This is a genomic window from Azohydromonas lata, from assembly GCF_034427735.1.
In the GTDB taxonomy this organism is placed as follows: Bacteria; Pseudomonadota; Gammaproteobacteria; order Burkholderiales; family Burkholderiaceae_C; genus Azohydromonas; species Azohydromonas lata.
The window spans coordinates 27,202-52,471 of the sequence record NZ_JAXOJX010000017.1; the positions used below are offsets into that span (position 1 = coordinate 27,202).

Here is a 25,270-nt window from a genome sequence, read left to right on the forward strand (position 1 = left end):
CACAGCCGCTATCCATTCCTCCTGCACCACCCGACGCCGGCCTGCAGCAGCGCCTGGACGCCGCGTTGCCTGCGGACCTGCCGCTCGTGGACAGCGACAGCCGCCCGGTGCGCCTGGGCGACGCTTTCGGTGCCCGCCCCGTGCTGCTGGTATTGGGCTACTACCGCTGCGCGCAACTGTGCGGACTGCTGATGCACGGCCTGCTCGAAGCGCTGCACGACAGCGGCCTGCCCCGCGGCGCCTACCGCATCGTGCGGGTGAGCATCGATCCGGCCGACACACCGGCCGCCGCGCAAGCCGCGCGCCAAGCCAACCTGGCCTACGCCGATGCGCTGGAGGGCGGGCGAGCGCCGGATGCGCCGCTGGAGCTGCGGCTGCTCACCGGCACCGAACCGGCGCTGCGCGCGCTGGCGCAAGCCCTGGGCTGGCGCTACCGCCGCGCCGGCGCCGCCGACGGCCCGCAGGAGGGCTACGCCCACCCCGCCGTGGTGGCGGTGCTCACGCCCGCGGGCCGCGTCTCCCATTACCTGCCGGGCGTGCGCTTCGACCCCGCGGAGCTGCGGCTGGCGGTGGCAGCCGCCGGTGAGGGCCGCATCGGCGGGCTGTCCGACCGCCTGGCACTGCTGTGCGCCCATCTCGACGAGCGCCTGGGGCGTCACAGCGCGGCCGTGATGCAGGCGGCGCGCGCGGTGGGGCTGCTCACGGCGCTGGCGCTGCTGGCCCTGGTGGCGCGGCTGGCTCGGCCCGGACGGAAGGCGCGATGAGCACCGAAGCCGGTGCCGGCCTGCCCGCGGGCTTCCACCTGCTGGGCCAGTCCGCCTCCACCGCCGCCGCCCCGGTGGACGCGCTGTTCACGGCCATGGTGGTCCTGTGCGGCAGCGTGGCGCTGGCCGTGTGCGTGCTGATCACCGCCTTTTGCGTGCGCTACCGCCAGGGCAGCACGGCCGAGCGCTCCAGGCCGAAGCGCAGCCTGACGTGGCTGGAAGTGGCCTGGACGCTGACGCCGCTGCTGATCTTCGTGGGCATCTACGCCTGGGCCGCGCGCGACTACCTGCGGCTGTACCGCCCGCCGGCCGAGGCGCTGCCGGTGGCGGTGGTGGCCAAGCAGTGGATGTGGAAGCTGCAGCACCGCAACGGCCGGCGCGAGATCAACGAGCTGCACGTGCCGCTGGGCCAGCCGGTGCTGCTGCGCATGAGCTCGCAGGACGCCATCCACAGCTTCTACGTGCCGGCCTTCCGGCTCAAGCAGGACGTGCTGCCCGGGCGCATCACGGCGCTGTGGTTCACGGCCACGCAGCTGGGCGAGTTCCGCCTCTTCTGCGCCGAGTACTGCGGCAGCGAGCACTCGCACATGATCGGCCGCATCGTGGTGATGCGCCCGGACGACTTCAGCCGCTGGCTCGCCGAAGGGCCGGCGCAGCCCAGCCTGGCGCAATACGGCTTCGCCCTGTTCCGCCAGCTCGGCTGCAGCGGCTGCCACGCCGCCGGCTCCACCGTGCACGCGCCGCTGCTCGACGGCCTGCCCGGCCGCGCCGTGCACCTGCAGGACGGGCGCACGGTGGTGGCCGACGACAACTACCTGCGCGACAGCATCCTGCTGCCGCGCAAGGACGTGGCGGCCGGCTTCGAGCCGCTGATGCCCTCGTTCGCCGGGCAGGTCAGCGAGGAGGACATCCAGGCGCTGATCGCCTGGCTGCACGCCACGAACGGGGACAAGCCATGAGCTACCTCGCCGACGGGCTGACGCTGCGCTCCTGGCTGCTGGCGCGCGACCACAAGCGCATCGCCATCCTCTACGCCATCGCCATCACGGCCTTCTTCTTCGTCGGCGGCGCGGCGGCCACCCTCATCCGACTGGAGCTGGCCACGCCGGCGGGCGACCTGGTGGGCGACGACACCTACAACAAGCTCTTCACCGCGCACGGCGTGATCATGGTGTGGCTGTTCCTCATCCCGTCGATTCCGTCGGTGATGGGCAACTTCCTGCTGCCGCTGATGATCGGGGCGCGCGACCTGGCCTTTCCTCGGCTGAACCTGCTGAGCTGGTACGTCTACATCGCCGGCGGCGTGCTGACGCTGGCCGCGCTGTTCCTGGGCGGCGTGGACACGGGCTGGACCTTCTACACGCCCTACTCGTCCATGTTCTCCAACGGCTACGTGACGCTCACGCTGCTGGGCGTGTTCGTCACCGGCTTCTCGTCCATCCTCACCGGGCTGAACTTCATCGTCACGGTGCACCGCTGCCGCGTGCCGGGCCTGGGCTGGTTCCAGCTGCCGCTCTTCGTGTGGGCGATCTACGCCACCAGCATGATCCTGGTGCTGGCCACGCCGGTGCTGGCCGTCACGGCGCTGCTGGTGGTGGCGGAGCGGCTGTTCCAGGTGGGGGTGTTCGACCCGGCGCATGGCGGCGACCCGCTGCTGTTCCAGCACCTGTTCTGGTTCTACTCGCACCCGGCGGTCTACATCATGGTGCTGCCGGCCATGGGCGTGGTCAGCGAGATCGTGCCCTGCTTCGCGCGCCGGCCCATCTTCGGCTACCGCTTCATGGCCTACGCCATCCTGGGCATCGCCAGCATCGGCTTCCTGGTGTGGGGCCACCACATGTTCGTGGCCGGGCAGTCGCCGGCGGCTTCCCTGGTGTTCTCGCTGCTGAGCTTCCTGGTGGCCATTCCCTCGGCCATCAAGGTGTTCAACTGGACCGCCACGCTGCACAAGGGCGTCATCCGCCTGGATGCGCCCATGCTCTACGCGCTGGGCTTCGTTGGGCTGTTCACCATCGGCGGCCTGACGGGCCTGTTCCTGGCCTCGCTGTCGCTGGACGTGCACCTGTCGGACACGTACTTCGTGGTCTCGCACTTCCACTACATCATGGTCGGCGGCTCGGTGATGGCGTACTTCGGCGCGCTGCACTTCTGGTGGCCCAAGGTCACGGGCCGGATGTATTCCGAGGTCTGGGCCCGCATCGCGGCGGTGCTGATCTTCCTGGGCTTCAACTTCACCTTCTTCCCGCAGTACCTGCTGGGCCTGCACGGCATGCCGCGGCGCTACCACGCCTATCCGTCGGAGTTCCAGGTGCTCAATCTCTTCTCCTCCAGCGGCGCGGTGGTGCTGGCGCTGGGCTACCTGCTGCCGCTGGTGTACCTGGCGTGGTCGCTGGCCGACGGCCGGCGCGCCACGGACAACCCCTTCGGCGCCACCGGGCTGGAGTGGCAGACCGGCTCGCCGCCGCCCACGCACAACTTCGACGAGCCGCCCCGGCCGCCGCGGCGGGTGTACGACTACGAGCCCACGGCGGCAGAGCCGGCCACCCGCGGCACGGACATCCAGGAGCACCCGCTGCCGGATGCCGGCACCACGCCGCCATGAGCACCGCCGCCCGTGCCGAAGCCGCAGCGCCGCCGCCGGACACGGGGCCGCTGGGCATGTGGATCTTCCTCGCCACCGAGCTGCTGTTCTTCGGCGGGCTGTTCGTTGCCTACGCCTGGGGCCGCACCCAATGGAGCGATGGCTTCAGCGAGGCCAGCCGCCACACGCACGTGGTGCTGGGCACGCTCAACACGGCGCTGCTGCTCACCAGCAGCGCGCTGGTGGCCGTGGCTGCCGCCTGCGCGGCGCAGGAGCGGCGCCGGCGCGCGGCGGCGTGGCTGCTGGCCGGGGCCGCGCTGCTGGGCGTGGCCTTCCTGGCGCTCAAGGGCGTGGAGTACGCCAAGGAATGGCACGAAGGGCTGTTTCCCGGCCCCGGCTTCGCGCTGGCACGGCACACCGGGGCGGAGCTGTTCTTCATGCTCTATTTCGTGATGACGGGCCTGCACGCGCTGCACCTGCTCATCGGCGTTGGGCTGCTGGGCACTTTCGCGTTGGGTGCGTGGCGGGGCTCGCCCTGGGCCGATGCCGGGCACGTTGAGGTCGCCGGGCTGTACTGGCACTTCGTGGACATCGTCTGGATCGTGCTGTACCCACTGCTGTACCTGGCCGGGAGGGCTTCGTGAGCGAGCACGACTTCGCGCGCCGTTGCCGGCGCATCGGCATGGCCTGGGCCGCGCTGCTGGCGTTGCTGCTGCTGAGCCTGGGCAGCGCCTACCTGCCGCTTGGGCGGCTCAACGTGGCGATAGGGCTGGCCATCGCGGCGCTCAAGTCTGCCCTGGTGCTGGCGCTGTTCATGGGCCTGGGCCGCAGCGCCGCCCTGGCCCGCGTGGCCGCCGCCGTGGCCGCCGGGACGCTGGCGCTGCTGTTTGGCCTGGGCAGCGTGGACTACGCCACGCGCGTGACGGAGCCCGCGGCCATGCAGCCGCCGCAGCAGTTGCGGCCGCTGCGCCAGGGCGGCTCGGGGCGTTGAGGGCGCAGGCAGCGCTGCAGAGCCGCGGTTTCGAGCACCAGCCACCACACGGCCAGCGGGCCTCAGCCGCCGCGCCCGGCCGTGAGCCCGTCCCAGGCTTCGCGCATGCTGGCCATGACGGTCTGCAGCGCCTCGGGGTCACCGTGCAGCAGCGCCTTGGCGTAATGCCGCGCCTGCTTCCACGTCACGTGCGGCGGCAGCGGCGGCACGTTGGCATCGGTCACCATCTCCAGCAGCACCGGGCGGTCGGCCGCAAGCGCCTGCTCCCAGGCACCGGCAATGGCGTCCGGGTGGTCCACCCGCAGGCCGTGCAGGCCCAGCATCTGCGCGTACTGCGCGAAGGGAAAGGCCGGCAGCGCCTGCGAGGCTTCGAACTTGGGGTCGCCCGCGCCCACGCGCTGCTCCCAGGTGACCATGTTCAAGTCGCCGTTGTGCAGCACCATGACCACCAGCCGCGGGTCGCTCCAGCGCCGCCACTGGTGCGCGATGGTCACCAGCGCGTTGAGGCCCAGCATCTGCATCGCACCGTCGCCCACCAGCGCCACCACCGGGCGATCCGGGTAGGCGAACTTGGCGGCGGTGGCATAGGGCACGGCCGGGCACATCGTGGCCAGGCCGCCGGAGAGCGAGCCCATCATCCCGCGCCGGGCCTGGAGGTCGCGCGCGTACCAGGCGGCACAGGTGCCGGAGTCGCAGGTGAGGATGGCGTTGGCGGGCAGCCGCGGCGACAGCTCCCAGAACACGCGCTGCGGGTTGATGGGTTTAGCTTCGTTCATGGCGCGCTGCTCCAGCACCTGCCACCACTGGCGCACGCCGGCCTCGATCTTGTCGCGCCACGCCCGGCCGGTCTTGGGCTTCAGCAGCGGCAGCAGCGCCTGCAGCGTGAGCCGGCTGTCGCCGACGAGGTTGACCTCCATCGGGTAGCGCAGCGAGAGCTTGCGGCCGTCGCTGTCTATCTGCACGCCGCGCGCCTGGCCCTCCTTGGGCAGGAATTCCGAGTACGGGAAGCTGGAGCCCACCATCAGCAGCGTGTCGCAGCCGTTCATCATGTCCCAGCTCGGCACGGTGCCCAGCAGGCCGATGGCGCCGGTGACGTAGGGCAGGTCGTCGGGCACGGCCATCTTGCCCAGCAGCGCCTTGGCAATGCCCGCGCCCAGCGTGTCGGCCACGGCGATGAGCTCGTCGGTGGCGTGCAGCGCACCGGCGCCGGCAAGGAGGGCCACGCGCTCTCCGGCGTTGAGCACGTCGGCCGCGGCCTGCAGGTCGGCCTGCGCCGGCAGCACGCGCTTGGCCGTGAGGCCAATGCCGGAGTGGATGGTGCCGTGCTCGCGCGGCGGGTCAGGCTCGGCTTTGAGCTCTTGCAGGTCGTTGGGCAGGATGACGCAGGTGACGGTGCGCTGGTCGCGTGCGATACGCATGGCACGGTCCACCAGATGGCGGATTTGTGCCGGAACGGTGGCCATGTGCACGTACTCGTGGGCCACGTCCTTGAACAGGCTCAGCAAGTCCACTTCCTGCTGGTAGTCGCCGCCCAGCGCCGCGCGCGCCTGCTGCCCAACGATGGCCACCACGGGCTGGTGGTCCGCCTTGGCGTCGTACAGGCCGTTGAGCAGGTGGATGGCGCCCGGTCCGGAGGTGGCCATGCACACGCCCACCTCGCCCGTGAACTTGGCATGCGCGGTGGCCATGAAGGCAGCAAGCTCCTCGTGCCGGGCCTGGATGAAGTCGATGCGGTCGCTGCACCGATCCAGCGCACCCATCAACCCGTTGATGCCGTCGCCGGGGTAGCCGAAGATGCGGCGCACGCCCCATTCGTGCAGACGCTGCAGAACTTGGTCACTGACGGTCATGGTCATTGCACGGGCCCCTGGGTTGGTCAACGGGCCCCGCACAGCCTGCAAGCGGTTGCAGAAAGCGAAGGCCTTGCACCGGCATCACGGCAAACACGATGCCGGTCCGCTTAACCCAGGCTGAAAGGCTGCGGTGCCTCCTGCATGCAGCTCGGTGGACCGAGCACCGGGAGGTTCAGACGCATGAAGAGGGCCGCGTGCCCCGGCAGGCACGCGGCGGCTTCGCCCCAGCCTCAGGCGATCACGAGATCGCTGTGTTGCGTCGCCGAGCTGCCGGCCAGCGCCTGCACCACCAGCTCGCTGAAGTCGGAAAGCTTGTCCGCGCTCCAGATGCTGGCCATGTCGTAGCCTGCGATCTTGTCGTAGCTCACCTTCTCCATCGCGACCAGGTCGTCGATGTTCACGCTGGCGATCTGCTGGCCGCTGGTCGAGAACAGGGTCAGGTCCTGCACGTTCACCGAGGCCTCGTCGGCGATGGTGATGCGGCCGTAGCAGACGTCGTCCTGCACGAAGGCGATCACCAGGTCGTCGCCGTTCATCGCCGTGACGATGTTGGCCGTGGACAGCGTGAAGTCCTCGTCCCACAGCCGGCTGGCGTGCACCTCGATGTGGTCGTTGCCGCCGGCGATTTCGTCAATGGTGTCGCGGCCGTCGCCCACGTAGAACACGTAGGTGTCGGTGCCGGCGCCGCCGCGCAGGTCGTCGTCGCCCATGCCGCTGTAGAGCGTGTCGTTGCCGGCGCCGGCGGTGAGGTCGTTGTTGCCCGAGTAGGTGTAGGTGAGATAGCCCATCACCGCCGACAGGCCGATGGTGAAGCCGGTGCTGTCGCTGGCGTTGCTCATCACGTCGCCGAGGTCGCCGGCGGCCGTGCCTATCCAGTCGAAGGCGTCGGCGAGCCAGCCGTCATCGGTCCAGCCCTCGACGGTGGTGTCCAGCGAATTCATCGTGCTGCCGAGCCACGACAGGCTGCTGGCCATGGCGCTGTCCACGCCGCCGCTGACGTCGAAATCCAGGTCCAGCCCGGTGACCGAATTCAGGCTGGCCAGGCCCTTGTCGAGCAGGCCGTCCACGCCGTGGCCGACGTCGGAGACGATGCCGGCCACGTCCTGAGCGGCGTCCACCACCTGGTCCGTGACCTTGTCGAAGGTCTTGGCGATGTCGCCCAGCAGCGAGTCCGACAGGACCGAGCGGACGCCGTCCAGCGCGTCGGCCAGGCCGTCCACGGCGCTGCCGATGCCGCCGGCGTTGACGTCGAGCAGGTGGTCGATCAAGCCCCAGCCGAAGCCCATCATCACGTCGTCGCCGTTGCCCCCGCCGATGTAGCTGCCCGCGGAAGAGGCGAACACCACGTCGTTGCCGTCGCCGGCGTCGATGATGTTGCCGATCGCGTACAGGCTGGAGAAGTCGCCGTTGTAGGCCGCGCGTGCCTGCTTGGCGATGGAGAACAGGCTCATGCCGCCGCTGATGCCATCGCCCAGCGTGGCGAAGTCGTTCTCGGCGAAGCTCTCCAGCGAGTTGAAGATGGTGGCCGGCGCCAGCGAGATGATCGTGTCGTGGCCGGCGCCGGTGACGACGATGTTGGTGCTGTCGGAGACGGACACCACCGTGTCGTCGCCCGCGCCGGTGACGGCCACGGTCTGCACGCCCTTGAGCACCGCGGTGTCGTTGCCCTCGCCCGTGATCACCACGTTGAAGCCGGTGTCGATGTTGAAGCCGGACTTGCTGGTGCTGGTCGTGTCGTCGTCCGTGACGGTGGTGGTCTTGGACTCGGTCTTGAAGCTGCTGCTGCTGCCCCACACCACCACGGTGTCGTCGCCGCCGGCCGACAGCAGCACGTTGTGCTGGCCGTAGATCACGGCGACGTCGTCGCCGCCGCCGGTGTAGGCGGCGTTGACGGAGGTGTCGTAGCTGGTCTTGGTGGTGGTGGTGCCGGCGCCCTCCTCCTCGACGGTGCTGCTGCTGGAGGTGCTGGAGCCGAAGTTGACCAGCGTGACGATGTCCCGGCCGTCCCCGGTCACGGCCAGGTTCTCGGCGCCCACCTGCGTCACGATGTTGTGGCCGTCGCCGGCGTACACGGCGTTGTAGTTGAGGTCCGCGCTCTTGGTGCTGCCGGTCTCGGTCTGGGTGGTGGTGGAGCCGCTGAGCGAGACGCTGGTGATCACGTCGTCGCCGTCGCCGGCCGTCACGGCGTTGCCCTTGCCCAGCAGCGTGACGACGTTGTCGCCCGCGCCCGCGGCCACCTCGCTGTACTTGCCGATGGCGGTCACGACGTCGCTGCCCGCACCGGCGACCACGACGTTGTGCGTGCCGATGGTGGTGATGGTGTCGTCGCCGGCGCCGCCGATGATGCCGTTCTTGCTGCCCAGTGCCGTGATCACGTTGCCGCCGCTGCCGCCGATGACGGCGTTGTTGCTGCCCACCACGATGGCGATGTCGCTGCCGTCCTGCCCGGCGGCGGCACCGTCCAGCCCCAGGGCCCCCACGTAGTCGGTGGCCACGATGCCGGCGGTCACGGCGTCCACCACGCCCACCAGCGAGGCGCCGGTCTCCACGGCGCTGCCCAGCACCACCGCGTTGTTGGAGCCGATGGCGGTGACCACGTCGGCATCGGCGCCGGCCCACACCACGTTGGTGCTGCCGACGGCGGTGACGATGTCTTCGCCGCCGGAGGTGTAGACGATGTTGTTGGAGCCGATGGCGGTGACGAGGTCGCTGCCCGGGTCGTTGGCGACGTTGGCGGCCAGGAATTTCTCGAAGGCGGCCGAGCCGGCGGTGTTGGCGGCATCGTCGATCAGGCCGGCGATCTCCGCGATGTCCTGGCCGATGCCGCTGAGCACCAGGTTGTTCTGGCCGATGGCGGTGACGACGTTGTCACCCGCGGTGTTCACGACCAGGTTGTTCTGGCCCAGGGCGGTGACGACGTTGTCGCCGCCGTTGGTCAGCGTGACGTTGTTCTGGCCGGCCACCGTGATCACGTCGTCGCCCGCGCCGGTGTAGACGACGTTGAGCGCGCCGACGGCCACGACCGTGTCGTCGCCGTGGCCCGTCTTGATGTAGTCGGTGACGGCCTTGCCCACGGCCTGGTCCACGGCCTTGGCGGCGCTGTCGCCAATCACGCCGGACAGTTCCTTCGACAGGGCCGAGGCCCCCACGTCCCCCAGGTCCTGCAGCAGGCCGCCGAGCTCGGTGGCGACGACATTGGAGCCGCCCAGCGCGACGATGGTGTTGTCGCCCTCGGTGCTCAGCACCACGTTGGTGCCGCCCGCGGCCACCAGGGTGCTGTCGCCGCCGTTGACCAACATCGCGTTGCCCATGCCCACGCCGGCCAGCACGTTGCCGCCCTGGGTGGTGGCGAGCACGTTGTACAGGCCCACTGCCGCGACGACGTTGTCTTGGCCGTTGACGGCCACCACGTTGGCCGCGCCGGCGGCGATGGCCAGGCTGTTGTCGCCGTTGGCGACCACGAGGTTCGCTCCGCCGCCGGCCAGCAGCAGGTCCTTGCCGTCGGCGGTGTAGACGCCGTTGGCGCCGCCCAGCGCCAGCACGTTGTCCTGGCCCTTGCCGGCCACGATCACGTTGGCGCCGCCGTAGGCGTCGACATCGTCGTTGCCGCTGCCGGTGGTCACGGCATTGGCGCCGCCGTAGGCCGCCACGGTGTTGTTGCCGTCGCCGGCCAGCACCACGTTGACGCCGCCGCCGACGGTGATCCTGTCGTTGCCGCTGCCGGTGGTGACGCCGTTGCCGCCGCCCCAGGCGGTGACGGTGTTGGCGCCCCCGCCGGCGTCGATGACGTTGGCCGCGCCCGCGGCGGTGACGACGTCGTTGCCGCTGCCGGCGCTGATGACGTTGGCGCCGCCGTAGGTGGTGATGGTGTTGTTGCCTTCGCCGGCCTTGAGGGTGTTGCTCGCGGCGTTGGCGGTGATGGTGTCGTTGCCCGCGCCGGCGTCGAGCACGTTGCTGGCGCCGTTGAGCGTGACGGTGTCGTCGCCGTCGCCGCTGGCGATGACGTTGCTCGCGCCGTTGGCGGTCACGGCGTCGTTGCCGCCGTAGGTGTGGACGACGTTGGAGGCGCCCGCGACCGTGACCTGGTCCTTGCCCGCGCCGCCGGTGACCTCGTTGCCGCCGCCCTCGGCGGTGAGGGCGTTGTCGCCGTCGCCGGCCGTGAGCTTGTTGTAGCCGCCGTAGGCGTTGAAGCTGTCGTTGCCCGCGCCGGCGCTGATCTGGTTGTAGCCGCCGCGGGCGGTGACGCTGTTGCTGCCTTCGCCGGCCTTGATGACGTTGCTGGCGGCGTTGGCCGTGATGGTGTCGTTGCCCGCACCGGCGTCCAGCGTGTTGGTGGCGGCGTTGAGCACGGCGGTGTCGTCGCCGTCACCGGTCTCGATGGTGTTGCTCGCGCCGTTGGCGGTGACGCTGTCGTTGCCGGCGTAGGTGTAGACGAAGTTGGCCGCGCCGGCCACCGTCACCGTGTCCTTGCCCGCGCCGCCCCAGACTTTGTTGGCGCCGCCCTCGGCTACCACGGTGTTGTCGCCGTTGCCGGCCGTGATCTCGTTGTAGCCGCCATAGCCCTTGAGCGTGTCGTTGCCCGAGCCGGCGCTGATCTTGTTGTAGCCGCCGGCGGCGGACACGGTGTTGCTGCCGTCGCCGACCTTGACCGTGTTGTAGCCGCCGTCGGCGCTGACGCTGTCGCTGTCGTCGCTGACCAGCACCGTGGTCGTCACGGGCAGCGTGATGGTGGACTTGAAGAGGCCGAGGTTGACCGTCTTGGTGACGAAGGTCGTGACGGTCTCGTAGGCGGCACTGCCGCTGGTGTCGATGACGTTCCAGGCGCCGGTGGCGGTGACGGTGTCGTTGCCGCTGCCGGTGGTGAGGGTGTTCTTGCCACCCACGGCCGACACCGTGTCGTTGCCGTCGCCGGTGTCCACGGTGTTGGACGCCGCCAGCACGCTGACCTTGTCGTTGCCGGCGTAGGTGGTGACGGTGTTGCTGGCGCCATCCACGCTGAAGGTGTCCTGGCCCGCCCCGCCGGTGACCTTGTTGGCGCCGCCCACGGCCGTGACGGTGTTGTCGCCGTCGCCCGCGGTGATGGTGTTGCTGCCGGCGTAGGCCTTGATGGTGTCGTTGCCGCTGCCGGCCGTGATGGTGTTGCTGGCGCCCCAGGCTTCGACGCTGTTGTTGCCGTTGCCTGCGGCGATGGTGTTGGAGCCGCCCACGGCCGAGACGGTGTCGTCGCCGTCGCCGGTGTCCACGGTATTGGACGCCGCCAGCACGCTGACCTTGTCGTTGCCGGCGTAGGTGGTGACGGTGTTGCTGGCGCCGTCCACGCTGAAGGTGTCCTGGCCCGCGCCGCCGGTGACCTTGTTGGCGCCGCCCACGGCCGTGACGGTGTTGTTGCCGTCGCCCGCGGTGATGGCGTTGCCGCCGGCATAGGCCTTGATGGTGTCGTTGCCGCTGCCGGCCGTGATGGTGTTGGACGCGCCCCAGGCCTCGACGCTGTTGTTGCCGTTGCCTGCGGCGATGGTGTTCTTGCCGCCCACGGCCGAGACGGTGTCGTCGCCGTCGCCGGTGTCCACCGTGTTGGACGCCGCCAGCACGCTGACCTTGTCGTTGCCGGCGTAGGTGGTGACCTTGTTGTAGGCGCCGTTGACGCTCACGGTGTCCTTGCCCGCGCCGCCGGTGACCGTGTTGGAGCCGCCCGTGGCTTCGACGCTGTTGTCCCCGTCGCCGGCGCTGATGCTGTTGGAGCCGCCGTAGGCCACGAGGGTGTCGTTGTTGCCGTAGGCCGTGATGCTGTTGGAGCCGCCGACGGCGTAGACGTAGTTGTTGCCCCAGCCGGCGTTGACCGTGTTCTTGGCGCCCAGCACCTTGATGCTGTCGTTGCCGTTGCCGCCGTCCACGACGGCCACCGCGCCTGCGTCCACCGTGATGGTGTCGTCGCCATCGCCGCCGGAGAGGTCGTTGTAGATGCCGGCACTCACCGAGATGCTGTCGTTGCCGCTGCCGCCGTCGATCTTGTTGTAGCCGCCGACGGTGATGGTGAGCGTGTCGTTGCCGTCGCCGCCGCGCAGCACGTTGTAGGCGCCGGCCGTCACCTTGAGCGTATCGTCGCCGCCGTTGCCGTTGAGGATGTTGGCGCCCAACGACCACGAGGTGTAGTTGTCGTTGCCGTTGCCGAAGTCTTTCTTGGTGTAGCCGAGCTTGGCGATGTCCTCGGCCAGTCCCTTGATGTCGTTGCCCAGCGCCGCGAAGTCGTCGCCCAGGCTCTGGATGTCATTGCCGATGTCGCTGACGGTGTTCTCCACCGTCTTGGCCCAACTGGTCACCGTGCTCGATACATCGCTCCAGGCCTTCTTGGCCCAACTGAACATGCCCATGACCGATTCCTCCCCTGACTGATTTGCGCTGGTTGCCGCGGGAGGGCCCGTCCAGGCGCCGTCCCGCATTTCTTCTGGCCGGGCACCCCGGCGGCATGGCACGGTTTTTAAGCGGCGAATGTGGAGGAATTTGGGAGAACCGCCACCCATCTCGGGCAAGCCTGGGCGCCACCCGCCCGGCACCGGACAATGCGCCGCGTACGCAGCCAGGCCACTTGCGAAGTGGCCCGCGGGCGCGAAGAGGAAGCCGCAGTCATGAGCGAGAGAAAAAAAGCCCTGCTGGTCGATGACGACCCGGCGGTCACGGACTACCTGCAGATCAAGCTGGGGTCGCGCTACGACGTGGTCGCGGTCAACGACCCGACGCGCGTGGTGGAGGTGGCGCGCAGCGAGCACCCGGACGTCATCGTGTGCGACATCGACATGCCGGTCATGGACGGCGGGGCCGTCTGCCGCGCGCTGGCGCAGGCGCCGGACACGCGCGACATCCCCTTCCTGTACCTGACCTCCATCGTCTCGCCCAGCGAGTCGGCGCAGCTCGACGGCGTCATCGCCGGGCGCCCAGGCGTGTCCAAGCACGCGCCCATGGTCGACATCCTGGCGCGCATCCGCGCCGTGGTCAGCGCCTGAGCCGCGGCCGGCGGCCCCTGCCGCCGGTGAAGGAACAATCACGGGCTTCGATGGCCTGCGCCGGGACGCGGACCGCCTGGCAGGCAGGGCTTGAGGGCGCTGGGGAAGGAAAAAAATGAACGATGCCGGGCAAGCGCCACGGGTACTGGTGGTGGAAGACGACGAGCACGTGGCCGCGCTGCAGCAGGAGCACCTGCAGCGCGCCGGGCTGCGCACGGAGCGCCTGTCGCGCGGCGACGCGGTGGTGGCCCACGTGCGCGCGCACGCACCAGACCTGGTGCTGCTGGACTTGATGCTGCCCGGCGCCGACGGCACCGAGGTCTGCCGCGCGCTGCGCGCCTTCAGCAACGTGCCTATCCTGATGGTGTCCGCCCGTGGCGAGGAGATGGACCGGCTGCTGGGCTTCGACCTGGGTGCCGACGACTACCTGTGCAAACCCTTCAGCCCGCGCGAGCTGGTGGCGCGCGTGCAGGCGTTGCTGCGCCGCCTGGGGCGGCTGCCGCAGCCGCCGGCACAGGCCCGGCCCACAGCGCCGCCACGCCTGCTGGAGCTGGACGCCGCGGCCCAGCGCGCGCTGTGGCGGGGCCGGCCGCTGGACCTCACGCCGCAGGAGCTGCGGCTGCTGGGGGTGCTGGCGGCGCAGCCCGCACGGGTGTTCTCGCGCATGCAGCTCATCGAGCTGGCCTACGACGGCAGCACCGAGGTGTTCGACCGCGCGGTGGACAGCCACGTCAAGAACCTGCGGCGCAAGCTTGCCGCCGCCGCGCCCGGCCATGGCTTCATCCACTCCGTCTATGGCGTGGGCTACCGCTTCGAGATCAAGGCGCAGCCGGAGGCCGCCGAGCGGGGCACAGAGGGCGGGCCGTTGCCGGGCGATGACCGGCCGGTGCTCGTACCCGCGGACCTGCGCGAGCGGCTGCCCGCGTTCCTGGCCTCGCGCCGTGCGCTGATCGAAGAGGCCACACAGGCCCTGGCGCACGAGGACCTGGCGGCGGTACGGCGCCTGGCGCACCGGCTGGCCGGCAGCTTCGCGCTCTACGGCTACACCTGGGCGGCGCAGGGCTGCCTGCGCATCGAGAACGCGCCCGCACCGGCGCCGGCGCAGGTGGCTGCCTGGCTGGACGAGCTGCGCCGCCACCTCGACGACACGCCGGTGCGCTTCGTGGAGGCGTCATGACGCGCGGCGAGGGAACCTGCGCCGCCGCGAGGCTGCTGCGCTGGCTGTGGCTGCTGGGCGCGCTGCTGGCCTGTGGCGTCGCGGGCGCGGCGCCGTCCCCGCTGGTGCGGCTGAAGGTCGAGCTGCTGGCGCTGGATGCCAGCGTGCGCGAGGTCGACGCGGCGCGGCAGGCGCCGGCGCTGTCGGCCGACGCCGTGCAGCTCACGCTGCCCTTCCGGGACCACGGCAGCTGGCTGCGCATCACGCCCTCGATGCTGCCGGTGCGGTCGGTACTGATCGTGGAGGGCAACGTGTCGGGGCCGCTGACGCTGGTGCTGCCCTACGGCGCGCGCGAGACGCGAACGAAGCTGCGGCCCGCGCCGGACATGCCGGTGGCGGCCTACGCCCAGGTCTTCGAGCTGCCCGACGTACTGGTGCGCGGCACGCCCTTGCTGTTGCACGTGTCGCACCAGCATCGCGCGATCGTGCGCGTCAAGCTCATGGATGCCGAGGCCTGGCGCGCCGAGGAGCGGTTGCGCCTGGTCAGCAACGCCGTGTTCTACACGGCGGTGCTGACCTTCGCCGTCATCGCCGCCTGCTACTGGGCGGTGCTGCGCGAGCGCATGCTGGGCCACTACACGCTCTACCAGCTCACGCTGCTGCTGTTCACGGCCTGCAACGCCGGCTACGTCTACGCCTGGCCCGGCGGCGCGCTGTGGGCGCGGCTTGGCATGCATGGCCAGTGGCTGCTGGCGACGCTGGCGATGGTGTTCTCGCTGGGCTTCACGCGCGGCTTCCTGTCGCTGCCGCAGCAGGCGCCGCGGCTGTCGCGCCTGTACGCCCGCCTGCGCGCGGCCGCGCTCGCCGGGGCGGCCCTGCTGCTGTTGTCGCCGGTGCACCTGGACTACGCCGGCGTGGTGCTGTCGGTGGCGATCCTGGTGAACTACCTGCTGCTGCTGGGCACCGGCGTCTGCATGACGCTGCGCGGCAACCGCTATGCCGTCTACTACATCGTGAGCTGGGCCCCGCTGACGGTATCGGTGGCCCTGCGCGCGCTGCAAGGCATGGGCGTGCGGCTGCCTTTCGAAGGCGAATTCCTCTACGCCCTGTCGCTGGTGTGGCAGGCCCTGGTGCTCACCATCGGCATGGCCGACCAAGTACTGGCCGCGCGCCGCGAACGCGACGCCGCGCGCCAGGCGGCTGCGCAAGCCGCCCAACTGGAGCTGCAGAACACCTACCTCAAGGAGAACATGCGGCTGCGCGAGGAGGTCGAGCGTATGAGCCGCCACGACCTGAAGACGCCGCTGGCCAGCATCGTGGCGCTGCCGCGCCTGGTGCGCGAGGCCGGCGCCCTCAACGCCGACCAGGCGGAGCTGCTGGCGCTGGTCGAGCGCGCCGGCTACCGCGTGCTGACCATGGTCAACCTGTCGCTGGACCTGCTGAAAATGGAGCAGGGCAGCTACCGCTTCGAACCCGCGGCGGTGGACCTGGAGCTGCTGCTGCACAAGGTGGTGGCCGACCTGGGGGCGCTCACGGCCGCGCGCCGGGTGTCGGTGTGCGTGCGCCAGCGCAGCGGGCCGGAGGCGGCCCCGATGCTGGCGCTGGCCGAGGAGACGCTGTGCTACTCGATCCTGGCGAACCTGCTCAAGAACGCCATCGAGGCGGCGCCGCAGGACAGCGTGGTGACGATCCGGCTGGTGCCGGGCGACCCGTTGTGGGTGCACATCCACAACCTGGGTGCCGTGCCCGCGGCGGTGCGCGGTCGCTTCTTCGAGAAGTACGCCACCGCCGGCAAGAGTGACGGGTCGGGCTTCGGCACCTACTCGGCGCGGCTGATGGCGCGCATCCAGGAGGGCGAGCTGGCCATGCGCACCGACGAGGCCGAGGGCACGACGCTGAGCCTGCGGCTGCGCTCGGCGGCCGGGCATGGCGCGGCACCGGCCCGGCCGGCAGACGCGCCGCCGCAGGACACGGACCGCGCGGACGAGGCCGAGCTGCCGCGGCTGAACGTGTTGATCGTGGACGACGACGAGCACAACCTGCTGGTGATGCGCCGCAGCCTGCCGAGCCCGCCGCTGACGCTGCGCACGGCCACGACCGGGTGCGCGGCGCTGCAGGCGCACGAAGCGCAGCCCGCGGACGTGATCTTCATGGACCTGGAGATGCCGCTGATGAGTGGCGTCGAGGCGGTGCAGGCGCTGCGCGCGCGGGAAAAGGAAACGCGCTGCCGGCCCACGCTCGTGGTCGCGCTGACCTCGCACGAGGACGAGGCCACGCGCAGCCGCTGCCTGCAGGCGGGCTTCGACCTCTACCTGAGCAAGCCCGTTGGGCGCCAGGAGCTGCACCGCGCCCTGCGCGGCGCGGGCGGCGTGCCGGGCGGGCCGCCTGCTGCGTCGCCGGTGCTGCCGCAACCACTGCCCGATCCGCAAGCGGCGCTGGAGCTGGACCCGGACCTGCGCGACACGCTGCCGAGCTTCCTGCATTCACGCCGGCAGGCGCTGGACGAGATGGCGCAAGCCCTGCGGGAGGGCGACGGTGCCTCGCTGCGCAGCATCGCGCACCGGCTGGCGGGCAGCTTCGCCCTGCACGGCTTCCGTTGGGCGGCGCATTGCTGCCAGCAGATCGAGCACGCGGACACGGATCCGCCGGCGCTGCAGGCGCAACTGGAGGCACTGCGGCGCCATCTGGAGACGGTGCGGATCACGTTCGGGGAGATGCAGGCGTGAGCACGCGGGAACTGCGCCAGTGAGCCCGTATGCCACCTGCCCGTATGGGCAAGCGACAGGTGGCCGGCAGCAAGGGCGGCGCAGTCCATGGCAGGTAGCTTCAACGCACGGTCAAACCGGCATCGGCTGCGGCTTGCGAGCTCCAGGCATCCCGTCACGCGCCCGCCCAGCCTTGGCGCAAGCATGCTGATTCATGCATGCAATGCGAAATGTGAGGGGCAGCTCCGATTCGCCCGACGCGGCTTGCCGCGCCATGTGCAGCGCCTTGCTGAGCACCGGATCCGCCGAAGCGAACCGCGCGTTGCAGCCTTCGCAAACCAGCACGAAGGCGGCCGGGGTGGCCCGGTCGCTGCGAAGCTGGTACACCGTGTGGACACCGCGGCTGCCCTCTTCCCAGATGCGCAGTACCAGGCCCGCCCGCTCCAGGTCTTTGAGATTGCGGTAGATGCTGGGCAAGGCCTCCTCGCCGTTCTGGCCCAACAAGGCGCTGTAGACCTCTCCCACGCGCATCCAGCGCCCTTGCTCGCGGTGCAGCAGCGCAAGAATCTGCAAGCGCGTGGTCGTCGGCCGAATGCCGAGGCCATGAAGCTCCCAGGCGAAATCCGGCGTTGCCGGCGAACCCTTCTCCACTTGAAGTTGCACTGTCGGCGATGCGCCGCCAACAGCGGGAACAGCAGGGACAGCAGGAATCAACCGCTGCAACTTGTTTGCCATATCACTTTCCGCCATAGCATCTTGCGCAACCACTGCATTGAAGCCCTTGCAGCGGGCCGCACATTGCGACTCGACCAGGCGCACCGTATGCGCAGCGATCCGTGTCAGCGCTCGAAATTCCACACCAGCTTGAGCATGGCGCGGGTCTGGTTGGGCAGCAGCTCGCGCTGCCCGCCGGTGTAGCCCAGCCGGTCCAGCGAGAAGATCACCTCCCGCTCGGGCGCCCACCACCAGCGCAGCCGCGCGCTCACCCCCAGCTGGCTCGATACGTTGTCCCACTGCACCAGCAGGCTCTGGGCCAGGCGGGTATGCGGTGTGTGGTCCAGGCGCAGGCTGGCCGTGCGCACGGTGAAGCTGCCCGTTGGCAGGCTGATGGCGTTGCGCGCCACGCCCACCCGCCAGCCCCAGCGCGGGCTGGGCTTCCAGGCAAGGTGCACCGTCTGGTCGTTACGATGCCCGTCGTAGTAGCCGCCGCTGCGCAACTCCGCCACGGCCGACACCGGCCGGGAGGGGGCGGTTTCCAGGTAGCCGAACAGGTAGTGCCACCCGTAGCTGCCGGGCTGGATGGTGACCCCGGGTACCGGGCTGTAGGCGGAGGCCACGCGATCGCCCTCGAAGAACACCTCGGCCATCACCGTGTCGCCGGCCGCGCTGGTCCAGCCGATCTCGGGATTCAACAGCCACGACTTCTCGGTGCCGTCGAGCTTGCGTCGATAGTTCCAGTCGACCTCCGGGATGATGCTCCCGCCCTCTGCGGTGCGATGCCACCAGCCGATCTGGCCCTGTCCCCGCGTCACACCGGCCTCCGCCAAGTAGCCCAGGGCGGGCTTGAAGCTCGCGTCGACGTGCTGCCAATCGGCGCTGCCCGTGAGGCCGACGTTGGGGAACATCACGCTGCCGCCCCAGGCCTGGCCGTTGCCAAGGCCCGCATTGGTGGACTGCTGCACCCAGGCATGCGTCTCCAGGGTCTTGCCGCCCTGGCCGCCGGACAGCGCCCAATCGGTGTTCCGGTACTGGTAGTCCATACCCCACAGGGCGCTGCCCGCAGCGCCCTCGGGGTTGCCGCGTGTGGCCATCCAGCCGATGCGGCTGCGCTCGCCCAGCGCTCGCGCAACGCGCAGCACGGCCACGTCGGCCGCGGGCTGGTCCGGCTCGCCGGGCTCGGTGGGCCCGCCTGCCACGCGGGCACCGAACAGGCCGAAGTCGAAGCCGGACCACTGGCCGGAGAACTTGAGGCCGGCGTCCAGGCTGCGCGCGCGCCCCGTCTCGTCCAGGCCGATGCGGCGCGAGTAGTAGGGGATCACGGCGCTTTCCACCAACCCACCGAAGGTGAAGCGGCCCGCATCCCGCAGGAAGAACTCTCGCTTCTCGGGCCGCAGCAATTCGAAGCGCGTGAGGTTGACGGCACGCTCGTCGGCCTCGGCCTCGCCGAAATCGATGTTCAAGGCCGCCGTGGTGCGCAGGCCCGACGTGCTCTCGTGGAACACCTCCAGGCCCGGCTCCAGGCGCTGCCGCGCACGGCCCGTGCCCGTGGCGGCGGACGATTCGCGGGTGACACGCAGCGACGGCTTGAGCCTCAGCCCCCAGTCCTCCTGATCCGAGGTGATGGCCGGCAGGGGCAAGGCATCTCCCAAGGAGTACACCTGCTTGTCCGGCTGTATGCCGGCCAGCCGCGAGCGCTCGCTGCCGCGGGGCATCCAGCGTTCGGCATTGAAGCGCCACGTGCGCAGCGTCTGTGTGTCCACGGGGCCGCGCCGGCCGAAGACCGACAGCGGGATCATGATCTCGGCATGCCAGCCGTCGGCCCCGATGTGCGCTTCGCTGCGCCACAAGGCGTCCCAGTCGTAGCGCATCTGCCCACCGTCGAAGACCAGCGCGTCAAACTGCGCGCCGTTGGCGTTGACGGCGAACAGGTAGCCGTTGCGGCCCTCGCCGTCAGGATCGAAGACCAGCGTGACCTGGTCCTCGGTGAGCATGTCCTCCACGTCGCGCCGCATCTGCTGGGCCACGATGGCCGAAGGCTCGGGATCGAAGGCATGCACCTTGACGTAGAGGAACTTGCCGTCGTGGGCCATGCGCAGTTCGGTGCGGCGGGTCGGCATCGAGCCCGTCACCGGCGCGACCTGCACGAAGCCCCCAATGGGCGTGGCATCGGCCAGCACCGGCACAGCCGCCCCATCCGGCAAGGCGTGGCTCAGCCGCAAGGCGGCCGGCAGCAAGGCAGGCCCCGAAGGAACCCGATCCGGCGACGCCCCCGCCACGCTGGCCGCCAGCACGGCGGCCCAGGCCACGGCGCCACGCCGACCGCATGCCGCCAAGCGCCGAACCCGCGTGAGGCCTGCCCGCTCATGTCGAACCAACGTCATCAGGCCACGGCACGATCATCTGCACGGCCGTCTGCCGCGAATCGGTGCACCGCGACACCGGCACTGCCCTGCTCGGAAGGAGGCTGCGATGGCCGCAGCGGCGCCAGGCTTCCGGCCGCCATGGACGGTGGCACCTCCACGGCCGCGACCTGTCCGTTTTCCATGCGCACCAGCCGGTCGGCGAGGTGGAAGTAGCGGTCATCGTGCGAGATCACGAGCACGCACTTGCCCTGCGCCTTGAGCGCGGGCAGCAGCTCGCGATAGAACACTTCCTTGAAGACGGGGTCCTGGTCGGCGGCCCATTCATCGAAGACCAGGAAAGGCCGATCCTCCAGATAGGCCACGACCAGCGCCAGGCGCTTGCGTTGGCCCTGAGACAGCGCCCGCGTCGTGAAGGCCCCGTTCTTCAATTGCACCTTGTGCTGCAGGTGCAGCTTCTCGATGAGCTGGTTACCGCGCGCATCGAGGTCCGCCACAGGGCCGTCGAGCAAGTGCTCGAAGAGATGGAAGTCGGAGAAGATGGCCGAAAACGCCTGGCGGTAGCGGTCGCGGCTCGCGTCGTCCACCACGTCCTCGTTGAAGAGGATGACGCCCTGCTCCGGACGGTACAACCCCACCAGCAGCTTGGCCAGCGAGGTCTTGCCGCTGCCGTTGCCGCCCACCAGATACGTGACTTGCCCGGGAGAGAAACTCAGGTCCACCGGGCCGAGCGTGAACAGGTCGTCGCTCCCCTCGTGGTAGTAGCGGTGGCGCAGGCCCTGCAGCGTCAGGCTCGTTAGCTCGGCCGCGGCCTGCTCCGGCGCATCCGCCTCGGTGGGTTCGAGCTGGCGCGTGATCTCGTCGATGCGCACACCGGACACCTTGGCCAGGTTCGCGCGCGGCAGGGCCAGCAACAGGCCCTCCAGCGGCGCCACCATGTAGACGAACACCAGTGCGAAACCGGTCATCACCCGTGCGCTGTCGGCCACGTCGCCGACCAGCATGAACAGCACCAGGCCGATGAACGCATAGACCAGGAAGTTGCCCCACGCCGCCGAGACCACGAACACCGACATCCCGAAGGCGCGCTCGCGCCGCACGGTCTCGATGGAGCCGCCCAGCACGTCCTTCGAGAACCGGGCGCGCTTGGCCGCGTTCAGGCGCAACTCCTTGGCTCCGTCCACCAGCGAGCGGAAATGGTCGAACAGCCGGTCCTGTTCCTCGGCGGCTGCCTCCAGGTGCCGGATCGCCCGCAGATGGGCCAGGTGGTAACCCAGCGACCCGAGGCCAATCACCAGCACGGCCGCCAGGAACACCTGCCACGACAGCCAGGCCATGTAGGCGAGGCAGCCCGCCACGATGATCGCGTTGACCAGGATCATGGGAAAGCTGACGAAGAACTCGGCCACGCGCGCGCTGTGCTCGGCCAGTGCCGACTGGACCCTCGGCCCGCCGATGTCCTCCAGCTTGCGGAAATCGGTGCGGACCACGCGCGCCGAGATGAAGCGCCGCAGATCCGCATGCGCCCGCTGGCTCAGCCGCTCGAACAGCACCGACGCCAGCATCTGGCTCAGCATGGCCGCCACCGCGATCAAGGCAAATCGCAGGGCCAGCGCAGCGCGGTCGGCCGCACTGCCGGCCGTCAGTGCGGCGTTGATCTGCGTGACGAGCAGCACGCTGCATACGCCCGCGACGACGCTGCTCAGACTGGCCGCGATCAGCAGATGGCGCGACTGTTGGATCAGGTAGGAAAGCACGGGCGGATCACCTTGTCTGAATGGAGTCGTTGGGTACACCCAGGCAAGACGAACCAGCCCCACATCTGTTTACCCGACTGAACGGGCCGGCCGCTCGTTCGTCATACCGGGGATGCAGATTCCAATTCCTGTTGAGCACCCATCGATGCCGCCCCGGCGGGAGGCGAGGCCGTGATCCCGCTGCTGGCCCCGATCTTCCAGGGCGAATGGGCCCGCCATGGCGAATCGCTGCAGTGCTCGCCGCGGCGGCCGGCGGACGCCGTGGTCCTGGCCGATTTGCTGCACGGTTCTGGGCTGCTGACACCTGTGCTGCGGCGCCATGCCCGTCATCTGGGCGTGGCCGGGCAGGACCAGCGTGCGGCCGCCTCGGCCTGGAGCCTCAGATACCTTTGGGCCTTGTTGCCGCCCGTGGTCGCGGCAGCCAGCCTGCTGCATCACCGGTTCGAGGTGGGCGCAGCGCACATCGCCGTGCGCTTCAACGAACACGGCGAGGTGGCCGGCTTCCACATTTCCCAGCAAGGACAGGCCTTGCCCGGCAGCGGCACGGCCATGCGCTACGAATCGCTGCTGCAAGATCACCTCGACCCGCTGTTCGCTGCCATCCATCACCACACCCGGCTGGCGCCGAAGATCCTGTGGGGCAACACGGCCCGCCACCTTGAGACGATCTTCGATCAGGCGCTTCGGTTGGCCGGCCCCGTGCCTGGACTGGTCGAGGACCGCGCGGCCCTGCTGGACCGCCCCGCGTGGCCGGACGGCCGCGACAACCCGATGCACCGGCGCCAGGCCGCTGCGCCGGCTGCCGGCCTGCTGACCTTGCACCGCCAGTGCTGCCTGTCCTACCTGCTGCCCGGCGAAGACTATTGCGGCGCCTGCCCGCTCGACCCGCGGCATGGCAAGCCCTGCCGCCACCAGGCCGCCACCGGGCCCGCGTGAGGGCGCGGGTCCCGGCTGGTCCGCGTCAAGGCGTCAAGACGCTGCGGCGCAGGCCCGGATCCCGCGCGATCTCCGCCTCGGAGAATGGGAAGCGCAGCCACTGCTTGCGGGCATAGCGGACTACCGGCGCCGCGCCGCGCCCGCCAAGCAGCGCCTGCTCATCCTGCCCGTGGGCCAGCAGGGTGTGCGCCTGCACACCGACCGGCCCGAAGGTCACCACCTGCAGATAGCTGTTGGCCAGCGCATCGGGGCCCATGCGCGCATCACCCGCGCTCTCTTCATCCGCGCAGGCCACGGTGAAGTAGCCCTGCGGGCCACAGCCGCCGTAGATCGGCACCGCCCCCTGGGCGGTGCGCGCGAAGCGATGGCGTTCCAACGGCGCATCCAGCGGCTGCCCCTTTGCCGCAAAGGCAGTCACCGCCGCAGCCAGGGCGCGAGCCACCGATCCATCCTCCGTGCGCGGAGCGCGAGGCGTTTCCAAGGGTGCCTCGTTCGAGAAAGGCACGCCGTACAGGCTGTCGCCGGCGATCTTCTCCAACTCGGCCCAGAAGCGGTCCCACAGCAGCGCGCCGCGGGCGTCGGCATCCGCCCGCCCGCTCCAGCGGTGCAACACGCGGCACGCTGGCGCAACGTCCACTTGGCGGGCGTGCGCGCCGGCATTGGTGTCCCCTGTCACGGGCAGCGCCACCATGCCTTGGGCGCAAGCCTGGGCCAGCAACTCAGCCTTGAACTTCTCGGCCGAGTACGCGCGCGGCGTCAGCACGGCCGACTGGACGCGCACGGCCAGGGCCTGCGCGGACGTTGGCGTTTCGCGCATCAGCTCCGCCGCGATCTGGTGCCCCATCCGTCCGCGCAGCGACAGCGCGCGGCGTTCGCCGCCCAGCACGGTCGCAAACCCTTCCAGCGGCTGCCGCGGGTTGGACAGCCAGTAGCTGTCGTTCATGTTGGCCACGTAGTCCTCGCGCAGCAGGCCGGGCATGGCCACGGCAGGCATAGCGCCGGGCTGCACCGAGCGGGCATCCGACGGCCAGTCGCAGCGCGACCGGCTGCCGTCCAGGACAGGCGTTATCGCGTCCATCTGCGCGAAGCCCTTCGCCAGCTTCGTCGAGCAGGCGGCGCGCAGTTCATCCGGCACGTTGGGCACCGCACCCACGTCGCCATACCAGACCCGACCGTCGCCCCGGCCTATGGCCACCGTGTTGACCCAGGGCACGGCCGCCTCGCGGCGCTGGATGGCGACGAAATCGTCCAGCGATCGGGCCTGGTTCCAGTAGAAGAAGTTGCGAAAGACACGGAAATTCTGCGCGTTGACGTCCCGTATCGCCAGCGCGTGGCTGCGGCCCCAGCCGAAGGCGGCATGGTGTCCACCCAGATCGACGACGGGACCGAGCCGGGTGCGGTACAGCGTGCGCGTCACGCGCCGAAGCTGGCCGTGCTGGCGCACGTCCACCGACAGCGTGCGCGCCTGCATGGCCTCGGCCTGGCCGTCCACGCGGACACGCGTTGGATCGGCTTCGTCAAGCGTCAGGTCGAACAGGCCGAACCGCCGCGCCGCCGACACCGTGTGGCTCCAGGCCACATGCTCGTTGAAGCCGATCATCACCAGGGGCACGCCGAGGAATCCCGCTCCCGCCACGTTCAGCCGGCCCGGGATCGTCAGATGCATCTGGTAGAAGCGGTCGGGGCCGCCCCAGTACCAGTGCGGGTTGCCGAACAGCACGGCTTCGGACTCACCCGTGGCCTCGCGCCCAAACGCCAGCATGTTGCTGCCCACGCCTTCGCGCTCGCCGATGCGATAGGCCAGGCGCTCACGCAGCGCGAGCCGCGCGGGCGCCACGGCGGACGCCCGGTCTTGCGGCGGCACGGCGCCGGCGATCTCGGCGATGAAGTGCGCGTAGCCACCCGCAATCTGTGCCGCATAGAGGCGACGGAAGATGTCGTCCGCATCGATATTGCGCACCCAGGCCGCACGAGCGCACGCCCGGTGCGAGGCCAGCCGTGGCGTTTTTCGCATGTCCGCCACGTAGCGGTTGTAGCCTGCGGCGTACCCTTCGATCAATTCGTTCAGCTCGGCCGGCTGCTGTGCCCGGTACTGCGCGAGCACCTCGGCGTCGGCGAACGCGCGGAAGAAAAAGTCCAGGTCCAGGTTTTTCGGCCGGCCGAAGGTCGAGTCGCGAGCCGGCCTGCCATCGGGGCCGAAAAACCACGAGCGCCGGCCCTCGTAGGTCACGAAGGCCTCGGCCAGGGTGCACAGCGCGTCCTGCGCCTGCGCGTAACCCACCCCGCGGCCCAGCGCATGCCAGCTGCCGGCCAGCACATGCGCAATGCCGTCCGTCGTGCGGCGGATCTCCACGAAGGCCGGCGACTCGATCGCCGGCGTTCCTGCCCGCGCCTCCTCTTGCGCCCGGGCCGCCGGCTGCCACGCCATGAAGCCTGCCGCCAACAGCGC

At 70.1% G+C, this 25,270-nt stretch carries 15 protein-coding genes; 9 read left to right on the plus strand and 6 right to left on the minus strand.

Features of this window, described 5'->3' with window-relative positions; translation table 11 throughout:
* The first annotated feature begins 86 nt into the window (after positions 1-86).
* The 5 genes from SM757_RS12285 to SM757_RS12305 are packed head-to-tail and all read left to right on the plus strand — an operon-like array spanning position 87 to position 4,336.
* The gene (locus SM757_RS12285) at positions 87-764 is read left to right on the plus strand and encodes an SCO family protein (protein ID WP_322465670.1); all 678 of its coding nucleotides are present in this window, start codon (positions 87-89) and stop codon (positions 762-764) included.
* Positions 761-1,723: a cytochrome c oxidase subunit II gene (gene coxB / locus SM757_RS12290; protein ID WP_322465671.1), complete on the plus strand. Its 963-nt coding sequence runs from the start codon at positions 761-763 to the stop codon at positions 1,721-1,723. The genes SM757_RS12285 and coxB overlap by 4 nt, the downstream gene beginning before the upstream one ends.
* Positions 1,720-3,366: a cytochrome c oxidase subunit I gene (gene ctaD / locus SM757_RS12295; protein WP_322465672.1), complete on the plus strand. Its 1,647-nt coding sequence runs from the start codon at positions 1,720-1,722 to the stop codon at positions 3,364-3,366. Before coxB ends, ctaD begins: the two co-directional genes overlap by 4 nt.
* On the plus strand, positions 3,363-3,989 hold the full coding sequence (locus tag SM757_RS12300) for a cytochrome c oxidase subunit 3 (protein WP_322465673.1): 627 nt from the start codon (positions 3,363-3,365) through the stop codon (positions 3,987-3,989). Before ctaD ends, SM757_RS12300 begins: the two co-directional genes overlap by 4 nt.
* A complete protein-coding gene (locus SM757_RS12305; RefSeq protein ID WP_322465674.1) occupies positions 3,986-4,336 on the plus strand; it encodes a cytochrome C oxidase subunit IV family protein in 351 nt (116 codons plus the stop codon). Before SM757_RS12300 ends, SM757_RS12305 begins: the two co-directional genes overlap by 4 nt.
* Before the next feature lie 62 nt (positions 4,337-4,398).
* On the opposite strand, the gene SM757_RS12310 is transcribed toward SM757_RS12305, so the two are convergent.
* A complete protein-coding gene (locus SM757_RS12310) occupies positions 4,399-6,192 on the minus strand; it encodes a thiamine pyrophosphate-requiring protein (protein WP_322465675.1) in 1,794 nt (597 codons plus the stop codon).
* A 227-nt stretch (positions 6,193-6,419) separates the two neighbouring features.
* Complete coding sequence (locus SM757_RS12315) at positions 6,420-12,557, minus strand: hypothetical protein (protein ID WP_322465676.1); 6,138 nt, start codon at positions 12,555-12,557, stop codon at positions 6,420-6,422.
* A gap of 255 nt (positions 12,558-12,812) precedes the next feature.
* Between SM757_RS12315 and SM757_RS12320 the strand changes: the two genes are divergently transcribed.
* From SM757_RS12320 to SM757_RS12330, 3 genes are all read left to right on the plus strand, one after another.
* Complete coding sequence (locus SM757_RS12320) at positions 12,813-13,187, plus strand: response regulator (protein ID WP_322465677.1); 375 nt, start codon at positions 12,813-12,815, stop codon at positions 13,185-13,187.
* 115 nt (positions 13,188-13,302) lie between these two features.
* The gene (locus tag SM757_RS12325) at positions 13,303-14,364 is read left to right on the plus strand and encodes a response regulator (protein ID WP_322465678.1); all 1,062 of its coding nucleotides are present in this window, start codon (positions 13,303-13,305) and stop codon (positions 14,362-14,364) included.
* Positions 14,361-17,069, plus strand: a complete 2,709-nt coding sequence (locus SM757_RS12330) for a response regulator (RefSeq protein ID WP_322465679.1) — start codon at positions 14,361-14,363, stop codon at positions 17,067-17,069. Before SM757_RS12325 ends, SM757_RS12330 begins: the two co-directional genes overlap by 4 nt.
* A gap of 111 nt (positions 17,070-17,180) precedes the next feature.
* Here the strand turns inward: SM757_RS12330 and SM757_RS12335 are convergent, their stop codons facing one another.
* The 3 genes from SM757_RS12335 to SM757_RS12345 form a co-directional block, all read right to left on the minus strand.
* Positions 17,181-17,783 (minus strand): transcriptional repressor, encoded by a 603-nt coding sequence (locus tag SM757_RS12335; protein WP_322465680.1) that lies wholly within the window; start codon positions 17,781-17,783, stop codon positions 17,181-17,183.
* A gap of 104 nt (positions 17,784-17,887) precedes the next feature.
* Positions 17,888-20,074, minus strand: coding sequence for a carbohydrate binding family 9 domain-containing protein (locus SM757_RS12340; protein ID WP_322465681.1), 2,187 nt, complete (start codon positions 20,072-20,074; stop codon positions 17,888-17,890).
* A gap of 74 nt (positions 20,075-20,148) precedes the next feature.
* Complete coding sequence (locus SM757_RS12345) at positions 20,149-21,885, minus strand: cyclic peptide export ABC transporter (RefSeq protein WP_322465682.1); 1,737 nt, start codon at positions 21,883-21,885, stop codon at positions 20,149-20,151.
* A gap of 171 nt (positions 21,886-22,056) precedes the next feature.
* Here SM757_RS12345 and fhuF point away from each other — a divergent pair, with 171 nt between their 5' ends.
* Positions 22,057-22,821: a siderophore-iron reductase FhuF gene (gene fhuF, locus SM757_RS12350; RefSeq protein WP_322465683.1), complete on the plus strand. Its 765-nt coding sequence runs from the start codon at positions 22,057-22,059 to the stop codon at positions 22,819-22,821.
* A gap of 25 nt (positions 22,822-22,846) precedes the next feature.
* Here fhuF and SM757_RS12355 read toward each other — a convergent pair whose 3' ends face one another.
* On the minus strand, positions 22,847-25,249 hold the full coding sequence (locus tag SM757_RS12355; RefSeq protein WP_322465684.1) for a penicillin acylase family protein: 2,403 nt from the start codon (positions 25,247-25,249) through the stop codon (positions 22,847-22,849).
* Between the last annotated feature and the right edge of the window lie 21 nt (positions 25,250-25,270).

Excerpts from the sequence above, each read along its gene's own strand:
- coxB (WP_322465671.1), top strand. The coding sequence starts at position 761 with ATGAGCACCGAAGCCGGTGCCGGCCTGCCCGCGGGCTTCCACCTGCTG.
- ctaD (WP_322465672.1), top strand. The coding sequence starts at position 1,720 with ATGAGCTACCTCGCCGACGGGCTGACGCTGCGCTCCTGGCTGCTGGCG.
- SM757_RS12300 (WP_322465673.1), top strand. The coding sequence starts at position 3,363 with ATGAGCACCGCCGCCCGTGCCGAAGCCGCAGCGCCGCCGCCGGACACG.
- SM757_RS12310 (WP_322465675.1), bottom strand. The coding sequence starts at position 6,192 with ATGACCATGACCGTCAGTGACCAAGTTCTGCAGCGTCTGCACGAATGG.
- SM757_RS12315 (WP_322465676.1), bottom strand. The coding sequence starts at position 12,557 with ATGGGCATGTTCAGTTGGGCCAAGAAGGCCTGGAGCGATGTATCGAGC.
- SM757_RS12320 (WP_322465677.1), top strand. The coding sequence starts at position 12,813 with ATGAGCGAGAGAAAAAAAGCCCTGCTGGTCGATGACGACCCGGCGGTC.
- SM757_RS12325 (WP_322465678.1), top strand. The coding sequence starts at position 13,303 with ATGAACGATGCCGGGCAAGCGCCACGGGTACTGGTGGTGGAAGACGAC.
- SM757_RS12330 (WP_322465679.1), top strand. The coding sequence starts at position 14,361 with ATGACGCGCGGCGAGGGAACCTGCGCCGCCGCGAGGCTGCTGCGCTGG.
- SM757_RS12335 (WP_322465680.1), bottom strand. The coding sequence starts at position 17,783 with ATGGCAAACAAGTTGCAGCGGTTGATTCCTGCTGTCCCTGCTGTTCCC.
- SM757_RS12355 (WP_322465684.1), bottom strand. The coding sequence starts at position 25,249 with ATGGCGTGGCAGCCGGCGGCCCGGGCGCAAGAGGAGGCGCGGGCAGGA.